This is a genomic window from Gordonia phosphorivorans, from assembly GCF_042432625.1.
In the GTDB taxonomy this organism is placed as follows: domain Bacteria; phylum Actinomycetota; class Actinomycetes; order Mycobacteriales; family Mycobacteriaceae; genus Gordonia; species Gordonia phosphorivorans.
In genome coordinates this window covers 49027-62025 of sequence record NZ_JBHLWV010000020.1, presented here as the reverse complement: position 1 = coordinate 62025, position 12999 = coordinate 49027, and the positions used below count along the sequence as shown (strand labels likewise).

At 68.7% G+C, this 12999-nt stretch carries 12 protein-coding genes and 2 tRNA genes; 5 read left to right on the top strand and 9 right to left on the bottom strand.

The window, feature by feature from the left end; translation table 11 throughout:
• Positions 1-6 precede the first annotated feature (6 nt).
• The 5 genes from clpX to ACFFJD_RS09525 form a co-directional block, all read right to left on the bottom strand.
• Positions 7-1281 carry an ATP-dependent Clp protease ATP-binding subunit ClpX gene (gene clpX / locus ACFFJD_RS09545; RefSeq protein ID WP_382363483.1) on the bottom strand — a complete coding sequence of 425 codons (1275 nt, stop codon included), beginning with the start codon at positions 1279-1281 and terminating at the stop codon, positions 7-9.
• A 187-nt stretch (positions 1282-1468) separates the two neighbouring features.
• Positions 1469-2149 carry an ATP-dependent Clp protease proteolytic subunit gene (locus ACFFJD_RS09540; protein ID WP_382363481.1) on the bottom strand — a complete coding sequence of 227 codons (681 nt, stop codon included), beginning with the start codon at positions 2147-2149 and terminating at the stop codon, positions 1469-1471.
• Positions 2150-2190: 41 nt separating this feature from the next.
• Entirely contained in the window at positions 2191-2811 is a 621-nt protein-coding gene (locus ACFFJD_RS09535; RefSeq protein ID WP_382363479.1) for an ATP-dependent Clp protease proteolytic subunit, read from the bottom strand.
• 215 nt (positions 2812-3026) lie between these two features.
• A complete protein-coding gene (tig, locus tag ACFFJD_RS09530; protein ID WP_382363477.1) occupies positions 3027-4382 on the bottom strand; it encodes a trigger factor in 1356 nt (451 codons plus the stop codon).
• 46 nt (positions 4383-4428) lie between these two features.
• Positions 4429-4505, bottom strand: a tRNA-Pro gene (locus tag ACFFJD_RS09525).
• Positions 4506-4661: 156 nt separating this feature from the next.
• Between ACFFJD_RS09525 and ACFFJD_RS09520 the strand changes: the two genes are divergently transcribed.
• Together ACFFJD_RS09520 and ACFFJD_RS09515 are read left to right on the top strand one after the other, a co-directional pair.
• Positions 4662-4732 (top strand) — tRNA-Gly (locus ACFFJD_RS09520).
• A 269-nt stretch (positions 4733-5001) separates the two neighbouring features.
• A complete protein-coding gene (locus tag ACFFJD_RS09515) occupies positions 5002-5679 on the top strand; it encodes a L,D-transpeptidase (RefSeq protein ID WP_382363475.1) in 678 nt (225 codons plus the stop codon).
• A 64-nt stretch (positions 5680-5743) separates the two neighbouring features.
• Here the strand turns inward: ACFFJD_RS09515 and ACFFJD_RS09510 are convergent, their stop codons facing one another.
• From ACFFJD_RS09510 to ACFFJD_RS09500, 3 genes are all read right to left on the bottom strand, one after another.
• Positions 5744-6682, bottom strand: a complete 939-nt coding sequence (locus tag ACFFJD_RS09510; RefSeq protein WP_382363473.1) for a cutinase family protein — start codon at positions 6680-6682, stop codon at positions 5744-5746.
• Positions 6683-6752: 70 nt separating this feature from the next.
• On the bottom strand, positions 6753-7565 hold the full coding sequence (locus ACFFJD_RS09505; RefSeq protein ID WP_382363471.1) for an Fpg/Nei family DNA glycosylase: 813 nt from the start codon (positions 7563-7565) through the stop codon (positions 6753-6755).
• 9 nt (positions 7566-7574) lie between these two features.
• On the bottom strand, positions 7575-8045 hold the full coding sequence (locus tag ACFFJD_RS09500) for a ribose-5-phosphate isomerase (protein ID WP_382363469.1): 471 nt from the start codon (positions 8043-8045) through the stop codon (positions 7575-7577).
• Positions 8046-8067: 22 nt separating this feature from the next.
• Between ACFFJD_RS09500 and ACFFJD_RS09495 the strand changes: the two genes are divergently transcribed.
• A complete protein-coding gene (locus tag ACFFJD_RS09495) occupies positions 8068-9081 on the top strand; it encodes a M48 family metallopeptidase (RefSeq protein ID WP_382363467.1) in 1014 nt (337 codons plus the stop codon).
• A gap of 7 nt (positions 9082-9088) precedes the next feature.
• On the opposite strand, the gene ACFFJD_RS09490 is transcribed toward ACFFJD_RS09495, so the two are convergent.
• A complete protein-coding gene (locus ACFFJD_RS09490) occupies positions 9089-9694 on the bottom strand; it encodes a mycothiol-dependent nitroreductase Rv2466c family protein (protein ID WP_382363465.1) in 606 nt (201 codons plus the stop codon).
• A gap of 128 nt (positions 9695-9822) precedes the next feature.
• Between ACFFJD_RS09490 and ACFFJD_RS09485 the strand changes: the two genes are divergently transcribed.
• Together ACFFJD_RS09485 and pepN are read left to right on the top strand one after the other, a co-directional pair.
• Entirely contained in the window at positions 9823-10350 is a 528-nt protein-coding gene (locus ACFFJD_RS09485) for a hypothetical protein (RefSeq protein WP_382363463.1), read from the top strand.
• A 28-nt stretch (positions 10351-10378) separates the two neighbouring features.
• Positions 10379-12937: an aminopeptidase N gene (gene pepN / locus ACFFJD_RS09480; RefSeq protein WP_382363461.1), complete on the top strand. Its 2559-nt coding sequence runs from the start codon at positions 10379-10381 to the stop codon at positions 12935-12937.
• Positions 12938-12999 lie beyond the last annotated feature (62 nt).

Here is a 12999-nt window from a genome sequence, read left to right as displayed (position 1 = left end):
CGACGATCAGGCCGACTTCTCGCGGGGTTCGCGCTTCTTGCGCGGCACCACCGTGGGAAGCACGTTGTCGCGCACGGTCTCGCCGGTCACGACCACCTTGGCCACGTCGGTGCGGCTGGGGATGTCGTACATCACCGGCAGGAGCACCTCCTCCATGATGGCGCGGAGCCCGCGGGCACCGGTGCCGCGATGGATGGCCTGATCGGCCACGGCCTCCAACGCGTCCGGAGTGAACTCCAGCTCCACGTTGTCCATGTCGAAGAGCTTGCAGTACTGCTTGACCAGGGCGTTCTTCGGATCCGAGAGGATCGACACCAGCGCGTCCTTGTCGAGGTTGGTCACCGAGGCGATCATCGGCAGACGACCGATGAACTCCGGAATCAGCCCGAACTTGATCAGGTCCTCGGGCATCACCTCGGCGAAGTGATCGGAGGTGTCGATCTCGTTCTTGCTGGTCACCTCGTTGCCGAAACCGATGCCGCGCTTACCGACCCGCTCGCCGACGATCTTGTCCAGGCCCGCGAAGGCGCCTGCCACGATGAACAGCACGTTGGTGGTGTCGATCTGGATGAACTCCTGGTGCGGATGCTTGCGGCCGCCCTGCGGGGGCACCGACGCCTGCGTGCCCTCCAGGATCTTCAGCAGGGCCTGCTGCACGCCCTCACCGGAGACGTCCCGGGTGATCGACGGGTTCTCACTCTTGCGAGCGACCTTGTCCACCTCGTCGATGTAGATGATGCCGGTCTCGGCACGCTTGACGTCGTAGTCGGCGGCCTGGATCAGCTTCAGCAGGATGTTCTCCACATCCTCGCCCACGTACCCGGCCTCGGTCAGCGCCGTCGCATCGGCAATGGCGAACGGCACGTTCAACATCTTCGCGAGGGTCTGCGCGAGGTAGGTCTTGCCGCAGCCGGTGGGCCCGAGCATCAGGATGTTCGACTTGGCGAGCTCGACGGACTCGGCGCCGCGCGCGTCCTTCTTCTCGCCCGCCTGGATGCGCTTGTAGTGGTTGTAGACGGCCACCGCCAGGGTGCGCTTAGCCGTGTCCTGACCGACCACGTAGGTGTCGAGGAACTCGCGGATCTCGGCGGGCTTGGGCAGCTCGTCGAGCTTCACATCGCTGGTCTCGGCCAGCTCCTCTTCGATGATCTCGTTGCAGAGGTCGATGCACTCGTCGCAGATGTACACCCCCGGCCCCGCGATGAGCTTCTTGACCTGCTTCTGGCTCTTACCGCAGAACGAGCATTTCAGCAGGTCGCCGCCATCTCCGATACGTGCCATTGGGCCACCACCACTTCCTGATCGGCGCGTACCTCAACGGTACCTGCGCGTGTTGCTCGTCTATCTGATTTCCGTTGCGAACGCCTGCTCGGGGACCTCCGAGCCTACGGGCTCGGGCGTGCACTGCCGGGGCCGAGCCGTCCGGCGTGTCGACCACCCGAGCCCGAGTGCTCGAGGACGACCGGGGCTAGGCGCGCGCGGACTTCTTGCGGTATTCGAAGACCTCGTCGACGATCCCGTAATCCTTGGCCTGATCGGCGGTCAGAATGTTGTCGCGATCGGTGTCCTGACGGATCTTGGCCGGTTCCTGGCCGGTGTGCCGGGCCAGGATCTCGTCGAGGCGCTTACGGATCCGCTCGATCTCCGCGGCCTGGATCTCCAGGTCCGAGACCTGTCCCTGGTACGCGCCGCCGGTGCGCGGCTGGTGGATCAGCACGGTGGCGTTGGGCAGCGCGGCCCGCTTGCCCGGGGTGCCGGCCGCCAGCAGGATTGCTGCGGCCGAGGCCGCCTCACCCAGGCACACCGTCACGATGTCGCAGTGCACATACTGCATGGTGTCGTAGATAGCCAGCATGTCGGGCACGCTGCCGCCGGGCGAGTTGATGTACATGGTGATGTCGCGGTCGGGATCCTGGCTCTCCAGGACCAGCAGCTGCGCCATCACGTCGTTGGCCACCGTCTGGTCGATCGGGGTGCCGACGAAGACGATGCGCTCCTCGAAGAGCTTGGCGTACGGGTCGTACTGCCGCTGCCCGTTCGGGGTGTTCTCGATGAACGACGGCAGGATGTAGCGCGCCTCAATCTGCTTGAGCGCCAGGGCCGAATCGGGGATGCCGGCGCGGACGTCGGCAGGAAGGTCGTTGTACATGGGTTCTCCGATGAGGTGGTGGGTCGGGCGGACGGCCGGGTTCATGCGCCCGGGCGGGACACGCTGGTCACCACGTGGTCGACGATGCCGTAGTCCTTGGCCTCGTCGGCGGTGAACCACTTGTCGCGATCGGCGTCGGCCTCGATCTTCTCCAGCGGCTGACCGGTGAACTCCGCGTTCAACCGGTTCATCTCCTTCTTGGTGGCCGCGAACTGCTCGGCCTGGATGGCGATGTCCGCGGCGGTACCACCGATACCCGCCGACGGCTGGTGCATCATGATCCGCGCGTGCGGCAGGGCGTGCCGCTTGCCCTTGGCGCCGGCGGCGAGCAGGAACTGCCCCATCGAGGCGGCCATGCCCATCGCGTAAGTGGCCACGTCGCACGGGGCCAGCTGCATGGTGTCGAAGATCGCCATGCCTGCGGTGACGCTGCCGCCCGGCGAGTTGATGTAGAGGCTGATGTCGCGTTCGGGATCCTCCGCGGCCAGCAGCAGGATCTGCGCACACAGGCGGTTGGCGATGTCGTCGTCGACCTGGGTGCCCAGGAAGATGATGCGCTCACGCAGCAGCCGCTCGAACACCGAGTCGGTCAGGTTGAGCCCGGCGACCCCCGAGCTCATGGCGGGCGGCGTGTACAGGTTGCTCACAGTAGAAAGTCCCATCTCCTCTTGGCGGCCATCACAGTCGAAGGCCCTGAGCCGCATTTGAAAGCTGTCACCGACATTAATCACTTCGACCCCCCGAATTGTTCCGCACACCCCGCCGATTCGCTGACAGCGGAACCCGGTCCGGCCCCGTTCGAACGCCGCCGAGATGCAGTCGGCCGGGACCGGGGGTGTCCGGTCCCGGCCGACTGCCGGTTGGTATTCGCGCGCGATTACGCCTCGGCGTCGTCGCCCTCGTCGTCGCTGTCGGCGCCACCGAAGAAGGTCTCGGTGTCGATGACGTCGCCGTTGGTGTCGGTGACGGTCACCTCGCCGATCACTCCGGCGAGCGCCTTGTTGCGGCGCACGTCGGCGTAGAGCGCACCGATCTGGTTGGCGCCCTGCAGCTGCTGGATGAACTCCTGCGGCGGCATGCCGTAACGCTGGGCCTGCAGCATGATCTGCTGGGTCAGCTCGTTCTGGTCCACCTCGGTCTCGGCGGCGTCGGCAATGGCGTCCAGCAGCAGCTGGGTGCGCACCGACTTCTCGGCCTCCACCGTCGACTCGGCGTCCCACTCCTCGCGGGTCTTGCCCTGCGCCTCGAGGAAGCGGGCGACCTGCTCGTCGTCGTGACCGAGGGCGTGGATCAGCTGGTGCTGGGTGGCCTCGAGCTCGTCGGCCACGACCTTCTCCGGCAGCGGGAACTCGACGTCTTCGAGCAGCTGGTCGAGCACGGCGTCGCGGATCGAACCGGCCTGCTCGTACTTCTTGGAGTCGGCCACCTGGCGGCGGACGTCCTCGCGGAGCTCCTCGACGGTGTCGAACTCGCTGGCCATCTGAACGAAGTCCTCGTTCAGCTCGGGCAGCTCGCGCACCTTGACCGACTGCACGGTCGCCGTGACCTCGGCCTCCTGGCCCGCGACCTCGCCGGCCACCAGGGTGGTGGTGAAGGTGGCGGTCTCGCCGCTCTTCAGGCCGGTGATGGCCTCGTCGAGACCGTCGATGAGGTCGCCGTTGCCGACCTCGTGGGACAGGCCCTCGGTGCTGGCGTCCGGCACGGGCTCACCGTCGACGGTGGCCGCCAGGTCCAGCGACACGAAGTCGCCGTTCTCCACGCCGCGCTCGACGCCCACCAGGGTGCCGAAGCGGCTGCGCAGGGACTCGAGCTGCTCCTCAACGTCGGCCTCGCTGATCTCGATCGGGTCCACCTGGACCTTGATCTCGGCGAACTCCGGCAGGGTGATCTCCGGGCGCACGTCGACGACGGCGCTGAAGGTCAGCGGCTCACCGTGGACCAGGTCGCCCAGTTCGATCTCGGGCTGGCTGATCGCGTTGGTCTCGGTCTCGGCCAGGGCCTGGCTGTACTTGGCCGGCAGGGCGTCGTTGACGACCTGCTCCAGGACGGCCTCGCGACCCACGCGGGCCTCGATGATCTTGGCCGGGGCCTTGCCCGGACGGAAACCCGGAATGCGAATCTGCTGGGCCAGCGCCTGGTAGGCCCGGTCGAAGTCGCCGGACAGCTCCTCGAACGGAACCTCGACATTCAGCTTGACTCGGGTCGGGCTCAGCTGCTCGACGGTGCTCTTCACGACGTTGGTGCTCCTTTTTGTTACCTGTGCTCGTCGGTGACTCGTATGGTCGGGATGACAGGATTTGAACCTGCGACCCTCCGCTCCCAAAGCGGATGCGCTACCAAGCTGCGCCACATCCCGAAAGGCCGCGACAGACGTCGCCACGACCAATCGCACATAGTACGGGTCGACCCGCCGAACCCCCACATGCGGGAGGTGTTTTGCCTATCCGGATCGCCCTGCAGTAATGTTCCACCTCGCACGAGCGGTCCGAAATTCTCCGGCCCGACGAGCAACGCGGGTGTAGCTCAATGGTAGAGCCCTAGTCTTCCAAACTAGCTACGCGGGTTCGATTCCCGTCACCCGCTCGCCTGGATGAGTCGCGACATCGTCGAACAGACGAGGTCGCGACTCTTCTGCTTCTGAAGGGCGCTGGCCGGACATTTCGCGGAGATCGTGAGTCACGTCACCGAAGGCCCCGTTTCGGGGCCGGGCCTGCCCATTCGTGGCCGATCGTGGCCCGCAGCCGGCGACGTGCCGCCGATTAAACATGGCGGCATCGCAACGGTTGTGTAACGATGCTTCCTGTACGTCTCGGGGGGACGTCATCCATGACAACGAACGAAGGTTTTGACCATTGCTTAACGCCAAGACTTCGGGCCGACGTAACAGCCTCACTGCCCGACTCGCCGCAGCCGCCGTGAGCGTCGCTGCCCTGTCTCTCGCAGTACCCGCTGTCGCCGCCGCGAACCCGGCCGACAAGGTCACCATCTTCCCGGGTGGTCCGACCATCGACGTCCCGCAGATCCCGGGCCTGCCGACCTCGCCGGAGAAGCCCAAGCCGAAGACCACCGAGCCCTCGGTGCCCGGCGTGCCGGCCATGCCGAACGTGTCCACCAAGACCGGCTACGTCGCACTCGCCGACGACGCCACCCACACCATCTACTGGTGGAAGGACGGCAAGTACCTCAAGCAGATGCCGATCTCCATGGGCTCGGATCGCTTCCCCACCGACAACGGCGTGTACCGCACAATGGAGAAGTACCGCGACATGTACATGGACAGCTCCACGTACGGTGTCCCGATCGACTCGCCGGACGGCTACCGCACCTACGTCGAGTACGCGACCCGCATGTCCAACTCGGGCATCTTCATCCACGCCGCTCCGTGGTCGGTGAACCAGCAGGGCAACACCAACGTGAGCCACGGCTGCATCAACGTGAGCACCGAGAACGGTCGCTGGGTCTACGAGAACATCGAGACCGGCACCCCGATCGTGGTGCGCGGCACCGTCGGCGGCAAGTACAACGGCTGACCCCGGTTCCCCGGAACCAACGAGGCCCCTCCCGTATTCGGGAGGGGCCTCGTTTCGCATCGGCTCACGCCGCACATCGTTGGGGTCTGGCCGACAGGCCCAGGGTGGCGTGCACCTGCAGCCAGTGCGCAAGGGCTTCGCAACCGGTGCCGTCCGGGTCGGTCAGCGGGGCGCGGCGGTAGGGCTCGCTGTCGTAGCTGACGTGGCGACCGCCGAGCGGATTGGACCAGCGCAGCCCGGGCACCGACAGCCGCGACGGCAGATAGCCGCGCACCTCCCGGGCGGCCACCGCCAGTCGGCCCAGGTCGGTGCGCCATTGCCGCGGCGAGATCGCGGTCAGTGCGGCGTTCTGCAGTTCCGCCGCACGCACCCGGGTGTAGACCTCCCCCGCCCAGCGGCCGAGCCCGCGGACCGAGAACACCGCGGACAGGTCGGCGAGGTCGCGGATCAGCGAGTCGGGACTGGCATTGCAGATCACGTCGCCGGGGGTGCCCACCCAGCAGGCGGGGATCGACGACGGCAGCGCGGGGCCCGGACCGGCCACGCCCCACCCGTCGCATCCGGCGACGACGCCCGGCGGCTGGTGCGGGTCGGCGACGAAGCCGACGGCCGCCACCGAGTCCAGGAGTGCCTCCTCCGAGGCCGCGCTCGCGTCCGCGAGCAGCGTGCGGATCACGACGGCGCCCTGGGAGTATCCGATGAGCATGAGGGCGCCCGCGGGGTCGGCGGCGCGGGCGGTGGCCATCGCCGCACGCAGGGCGCGCACGCCGACGGCCACACTGGTCTGGTAGTCGTCGCCGGCCAGGCGCGGACTCGGCCCGTAACTGGCCGGATAGGGCACCCAACGGCACCGGAAGCGATCGTCGAGCTCGTCGGTGACCGCCGCGAGCATGCCGGTGACCTCGGTCCGCGTGTCACCGTCGAAGGACTCCCCGGTCCCGCCCACGGCGAGCACCGTGACCGGGCGGGGGCGGAACGAGGCCGCGCGGTGGACTGGAGTCATCACCCCACTGTGCCGGGGCCACCTGACAGGGGCCCCACCGCTTCCTGAGGCGTCGCTGATAGTCGGGCGATCAGCTCTGGCACGACGGGCACCAGAAGAGGTTCCGTCCTTCCAGCTCCTGCCAGGCGATCGGGGTGCCGCACAATCGGCAGGGCTCCCCCGCCCGGCGGTACACGTAGGTGCGCGGACGATTCGACGCGTACGCGGGGGCGCCGTGATCGTCGTCCGGGCGCACCACGTGGATGCGCCCGCGCTGGGCACCCACCTCCATCAGCGCCACCAGATCGGCCCAGATCGCGGCGAACTCCTCCGGCGTGACGGTGGTGCCCGGCCGCAGCGGATCGATACCGGCGCGGAAGAGCACCTCGGCGCGATAGATGTTGCCGACCCCGGCGATCACCTTCTGATCCATGAGCAGCGAACCGATGGCCCGTCGTGAGCGCGCGATCGCCGCGGCCGCCAGGGACGGGTCCGCGTCGGCACGCAACGGGTCCGGCCCCAAACGCCGCACCAGGGCCTCCAGGTCCGGCGGGGTGTACAGCTCGCAGGCGTTCGGCCCGCGCAGGTCCACTCCCAGGTCGTCGCCGACCATCCGCATCCGGATCTGACCGACGGGATCGGGCATCGGCAGCGTCTCCTCGGTGAAGGCGCCGTAGATCCCGAGGTGAATGTGCACCATCGCGTTGCCCGTCGCCGGGTCGCCGTCGTCGAAGGTGTAGAGTAGATGCTTGCCCCAGGCCTGGGCGGCGGTGAACCGCTTCCCGTCCAGGAGGGCCGCTTCGGGACCGAACCGCCCCTGGGGGCTACTGACCCGGACCCGTTGGCCGCCGAACTGCTGCTGCTGCCGACGGGCCAACCGATGCAGCGCGTGGCCTTCGGGCATGGGTGACGATCAGGCCTGCGGGAGGTTCTTCTCGCCGGTGGCCTCGTACTCGCCGATCAGGTCCAGGCGACGCTGGTGGCGAGCCTCCTCCGACCACGGGGTGGCCACGAAGGCGTCGACGATGGCCAGCGCCTCCTCCTTGGAGTGCATCCGGCCACCGAGCCCGATGAGCTGGGCGTTGTTGTGCTGGCGGGCGAGTTCGGCGGTCTCCACGCTCCATGCGAGCGCGCAACGGGCGCCCTTGACCTTGTTCGCGGCGATCTGCTCGCCGTTGCCGCTGCCGCCGAGCACGATGCCCAGGCTGCCCGGGTCGGCGACGACACGCTCGGCCGCCTCGAGGCAGAACGGCGGGTAGTCGTCGACGGCGTCGTATTCGTGAGCACCGCAATCGATCACCTCGTGACCGGCGGCGCGCAGATGATCGGCGATCTCGTTCTTTCGTTCGAAACCGGCATGGTCAGCACCCAGGTAGATCCGCATGCCGCCACTATAGTTTGGTGTCGTGGACACCCACGCGCCCATCCCCTCGGTCCCCGGCATCGTCGACCCCTCCGTCGTGGTGCCGCCGCCGCACGTACCCGGCCCGAACGCCCTGTGGCGACCGCCCGCGGTCTTCTCGGGCCGCCCTCGATTCCATCCCTGGGAACTGCCCATGCTGGTCCTGGTGATCCTGCTGAGCCTGGGCGGCTACCTCACGGTCCTGACGCTGGTCGCGATCGGCCAGATCAGCGACTACTTCCTGCTGGTGCTGGCCCTGCCGGTGCTGTTGCTGGTGGCCCGCGGCACGCTGTTCGCGCAGCAGCGGGTCGGCGCCGTGCAGATGACGCCGACGCAGTTTCCCGAGGGCTACCGCATGATGGTCGACGCGGCCGCTCGCTACGGCCTGCGATACGTGCCGGACGGCTACGTGGTCAACGGCAACGGCGCGATCAACGCCTTCGCCTCCGGCCACGGCTTTCGGCGCTACATCGTGATCTATTCGGATCTGTTCGAAGTGGGCGGCGCCGCGCGCAGCCCGGAGGCGCTGGAGTTCATCATCGCCCACGAGGTGGGCCACATCGCGGCCGGCCACACCTCGTACTGGCGCCAGTTGCTCACCGGCACCGTGATGTCGATTCCGATCCTGGGTTCGACGCTCTCGCGCGCCCAGGAGTACACCGCCGACAACTACGGCTACTACACGTGTCCGGCCGGGGCGCCCCCGGCGATCGGCGTGATGGCGGCCGGCAAATACATGCTCGGTGCCGTCAGTTTCGATCAGTTCGCCGACCGCGCCGTGATGGAGAAGGGCTTCTTCGTGACGCTGGTCAACCTGCTGTCCACGCACCCGGTGCTCACCTGGCGGGCCGCCGCGCTGCGTGACCGCACGCGCGCCGGCGCGATCGTGCTGCGCCCGCGACGTGCCACGCGCGGCATCGGCAGCGGGCACATCCTCGACATCGACGAGCCGGTGTCCTCGGCGCGGCCTGCGCCGGGCATTCTCCCGAACGGACTGCAGTCGCCGCCGAAGTTCTAGGAACGCGCTAGTCGAACGAGGGGTCCTCGGTGCGGGTGCGCTTGAGTTCGAAGAAGTGCGGGTAGCCGGCGAGGGCCACCACGCCGTCCCACACTCGCCCGGCGTCCTCGCCGCGCGGGATCCGGGACAGCACCGGCCCGAAGAAGGCCACGTCGTTGACGTGAATGGTCGGCGTTCCGACGTCCTGGCCCACCTTGTCCATGCCGGCGTGGTGGCTGGCGCGAATCGCCGCGTCGAAGTCGGTGGAATCGGCGGCCTGCGCCAGGTCCGCGTCCAAGCCTGCGGCGGCCAGGGCCGCGGGAATCATCGACGCGTCGGTGTTGCCGCGGTTGTGTCGTTCGGTGCCCATGGCCGTGTACAGCCGGTCGAGCACGTCCTCGCCGTACCGATCGGCGGCCGCGGCCAGGACCCGCACCGGCGCCATCCCGTCGACCAGGAACGCCCGGTACTCCGCGGAGATGTCCTTATCCTCGTTCAGCACCACCAGGCTCATCAGGTGGAAGTTCACGTCGATGGGCCGCACCTGCGCGGCCTCCAGGATCCAGCGCGAGGTGATCCAGCACCACGGGCACAGCGGGTCGAACCAGAAATCCACACGATCGCGATCAGCCATGTCCCCATTCAAGCACTTCGCCGCGCCACCCCGACGCGGCCACCGCCCGAGTGGTTGCCGTCACACCCGAGGTCTGGTTACGTGGAGCGGGGAGGTCGGGGAACGCTCAACAGCGAAGGACCGTCACCATGACCAGCTCACGAACCCGGACCGCCGTCGGTGCCCGCGCCGCACTGGTCGGCGCCGCCGTCGTCGCCACCGCTGCGGCCACGGCCCTGACCGCAGCACCCGCGGACGCGGCCCCGCCGGGTGCGGTCACCATCTCCGGCACACCGATCTCGGTGGTGCAGTGGCCCGCGATCGGCCTCCAGTTCAGCGGTCTCGTGGTGCCGATGCCGGCGCTCGGCAACGTCACCGCGGCCACCACCGGCACACGCGGCCGCACCCGCCTGGCGGCGCCGTTCCCGGCGACGACCTGCTCGGCCAGCGGCGGCGGCGCGCTGGTGTCGATCAACTGGCTCAACACCACCAACGGCCGCAGCGGCAACGCCACGGTCAAGCCGTGCACCAACTTCCTCGATCCCACGCCGCGGTACCGGGACGTCGCCACCGGATCCGGGCAGATCGTGCTCAGCACGCACCTGATCGGCTCGCGCCCCTACCCCAATGCCGCGCAGCCGTCGCTGCCCGGCGTGGGCGGTTTCCTCGCTCCCTGACCCCGCGCGCGGGACTACAGTCGGACGGGTGACTGCACCCAATTTGACTCGCGCTGCGGCCGCCGAGCGCGCAGCGACCATCGACGTCCAGAACTACCGGATCACCCTCGATCTCACGTCCGGTCCGGAGACCTTCGAATCCCACACGGTGGTGACCTTCGCCGCCGAGCGGGGCGCCCAGACCTTCATCGATCTGGTGGCCCCGCACCTGGAGTCGGCCAACCTCAACGGCATCGATCTGGATGTGTCCGGTTATGACGAGTCCGTCGGGCTCGCGCTGCCCGACCTGGCGGAGCAGAACGTGCTGTCGGTGGTGGCCCGGTGCGCCTACTCCAACACCGGCGAGGGCCTGCACCGCTTCGTCGACCCGGCCGATCACGCGGTGTACCTGTACTCGCAGTTCGAGACCGCCGACGCCAAGCGCATGTTCGCCTGCTTCGATCAGCCGGACCTGAAGGCGACGTACTCGATCACCGTCCAGGCACCGGCCGACTGGCAGGTGATCTCCAACGGTGCGACGGCCGAGCGCAATCCGGTCGCCGACGGCGGGGTGGAGCACGTCTTCGCCACCACCGAGGTGATGAGCACCTACCTGGTCGCGCTGATCGCGGGACCGTACGCCGTCTGGTCCGACGAGTACGTCGACGAGCACGGGACCATTCCGTTGCGCCTGTTCTGCCGGGCGTCGCTGGCCGAGTTCATGGATGCCGAGCGCCTGTTCACCGAGACCAAGCAGGGGTTCGGCTTCTATCACCGCACCTTCGGCATCCCGTACGCCTTCGGCAAGTACGACCAGCTGTTCGTGCCCGAGTTCAACGCGGGCGCCATGGAGAACGCCGGTGCGGTGACCTTCCTGGAGGACTACGTGTTCCGCTCCCGCGTGACGCGCTACCTCTACGAGCGTCGCGCCGAGACCCTCCTGCACGAGATGGCGCACATGTGGTTCGGCGACCTGGTCACCATGACCTGGTGGGACGACCTGTGGCTCAACGAGTCGTTCGCGACGTTCGCCTCGGTGCTGTCCCAGGTGGAGGCCACCGAGTACACCAACGCCTGGACGACGTTCGCGAACGTCGAGAAGTCGTGGGCGTACCGGCAGGACCAGCTGCCCTCCACCCACCCGATCGCCGCGGACATCCCCGACATCGCCGCCGTGGAGGTGAACTTCGACGGCATCACCTACGCCAAGGGCGCCTCGGTCCTCAAACAGTTGGTGGCCTACGTGGGGCTGGAACCGTTCCTCGCCGGACTGCGCGAATACTTCGACGAGCATCGCTTCGGCAACGCCACCTTCGCCGATCTGGTCGGTGCACTGGAGCGGGCGTCCGGACGCGATCTGTCCGGCTGGGGCGATCAGTGGCTCAAGACCACCGGCATCAACGTGCTGCGTCCGGACTTCCGCGTCGACGACGACGGCCGGTTCACCGCCTTCACCGTCGTGCAGGAGGGTGCGGCACCCGGCGCGGGCGAGACGCGCGTGCACCGCATGCGCATCGGCGTCTACGACGACGACGCCGACGGTCGCCTGGTTCGCACGCACTCGGTGGAGATCGACGTCGACGGTGAGCGCACCGAGGTGCCCGAGCTGATCGGAGTCGATCGCGGCGCCCTGATTCTGCTCAACGACGACGACCTCACCTACGCCGCGGTACGCCTGGACCCCGAGTCCCTGGCCACCGCCACCACGCGGGTGGCCGACATCGTCGAACCGATGCCGCGCACCCTGGTGTGGTCGGCGGCCTGGGAGATGACCCGCCAGGGAGAGATGCGCGCCCGCGACTTCATCGCCCTGGTCAGCGCCGGCATCGGCGCCGAGACCGAGGTCGGGGTGGTCCAGCGCGTGCTCCTGCAGGCGGCGACGGCGCTGGAGGCCTACAGCGAGCCCGGTTGGGCCGCGGCTACCGGGCGCCCGGCCCTCGCGGCCCGGCTGCTGGAGTTGGCCCGGGCCGCCGAGTCCGGCTCCGACCACCAGCTCGCCTTCGTCGCCGCACTGTGCTCCGTGGTGCCCGGCGCCGCGGAGATCGCGGTGCTGCAGGCACTGCTCGACGACGCCGATCCGGCGACGGCGGGACTGCCCGGGCTGACCGTGGACGCCGAGCTGCGCTGGAAGCTGGTCAAGGCCCTCGCCGGCGCCGGGGTGGCCGACGCCGCCGCCATCGACGCCGAGGCCGCGCGCGACAACACCGCAGCAGGCGCCCGACACGCCGCCGCCGCCCGCGCCGCGCGGCCCCTGCCGGAGGCCAAGGAGCAGGCGTGGACCACCGCCTTCGATGACGACTCGGTGGCCAATGTGACGGTGCGCGCCATGGTGGAGGGCATCGTCGCCCCCGGCCAGGCGCCGCTTCTCGCCGGCTACACCGAGCGCTACTTCGCCGAGGTGGCCCGGCTGTGGGCGCGCCGCTCCAGCGAGGTGGCGCAGACCGTGGTGGTGGGGCTGTATCCCTCGTGGGACATCAGCGAGCAGGCGCTGGCCGCCGCCGACGCCTTCCTGGCGCAGGAGCTGCCGCCGGCGCTGGCCCGCCTGATCGTCGAGGGCCGCGCCGGGGTGGAGCGTTCGCTGCGCGCCCGCCTCGTCGACGCCGGCTGACCGGCGGCGAGACGACGAGAACCGCCCCGCACCTCTTGTCGAGGTGCGGGGCGGTTCTTCGT

Coding starts and splice junctions, on each gene's coding strand:
- ACFFJD_RS09510 (WP_382363473.1), bottom strand. CDS start 6,682: ATGACTCCAGTCCACCGCGCGGCCTCGTTCCGCCCCCGCCCGGTCACG.
- ACFFJD_RS09485 (WP_382363463.1), top strand. CDS start 9,823: ATGACCAGCTCACGAACCCGGACCGCCGTCGGTGCCCGCGCCGCACTG.
- ACFFJD_RS09505 (WP_382363471.1), bottom strand. CDS start 7,565: ATGCCCGAAGGCCACGCGCTGCATCGGTTGGCCCGTCGGCAGCAGCAG.
- ACFFJD_RS09490 (WP_382363465.1), bottom strand. CDS start 9,694: ATGGCTGATCGCGATCGTGTGGATTTCTGGTTCGACCCGCTGTGCCCG.
- ACFFJD_RS09540 (WP_382363481.1), bottom strand. CDS start 2,149: ATGTACAACGACCTTCCTGCCGACGTCCGCGCCGGCATCCCCGATTCG.
- ACFFJD_RS09535 (WP_382363479.1), bottom strand. CDS start 2,811: ATGGGACTTTCTACTGTGAGCAACCTGTACACGCCGCCCGCCATGAGC.
- ACFFJD_RS09500 (WP_382363469.1), bottom strand. CDS start 8,045: ATGCGGATCTACCTGGGTGCTGACCATGCCGGTTTCGAACGAAAGAAC.
- clpX (WP_382363483.1), bottom strand. CDS start 1,281: ATGGCACGTATCGGAGATGGCGGCGACCTGCTGAAATGCTCGTTCTGC.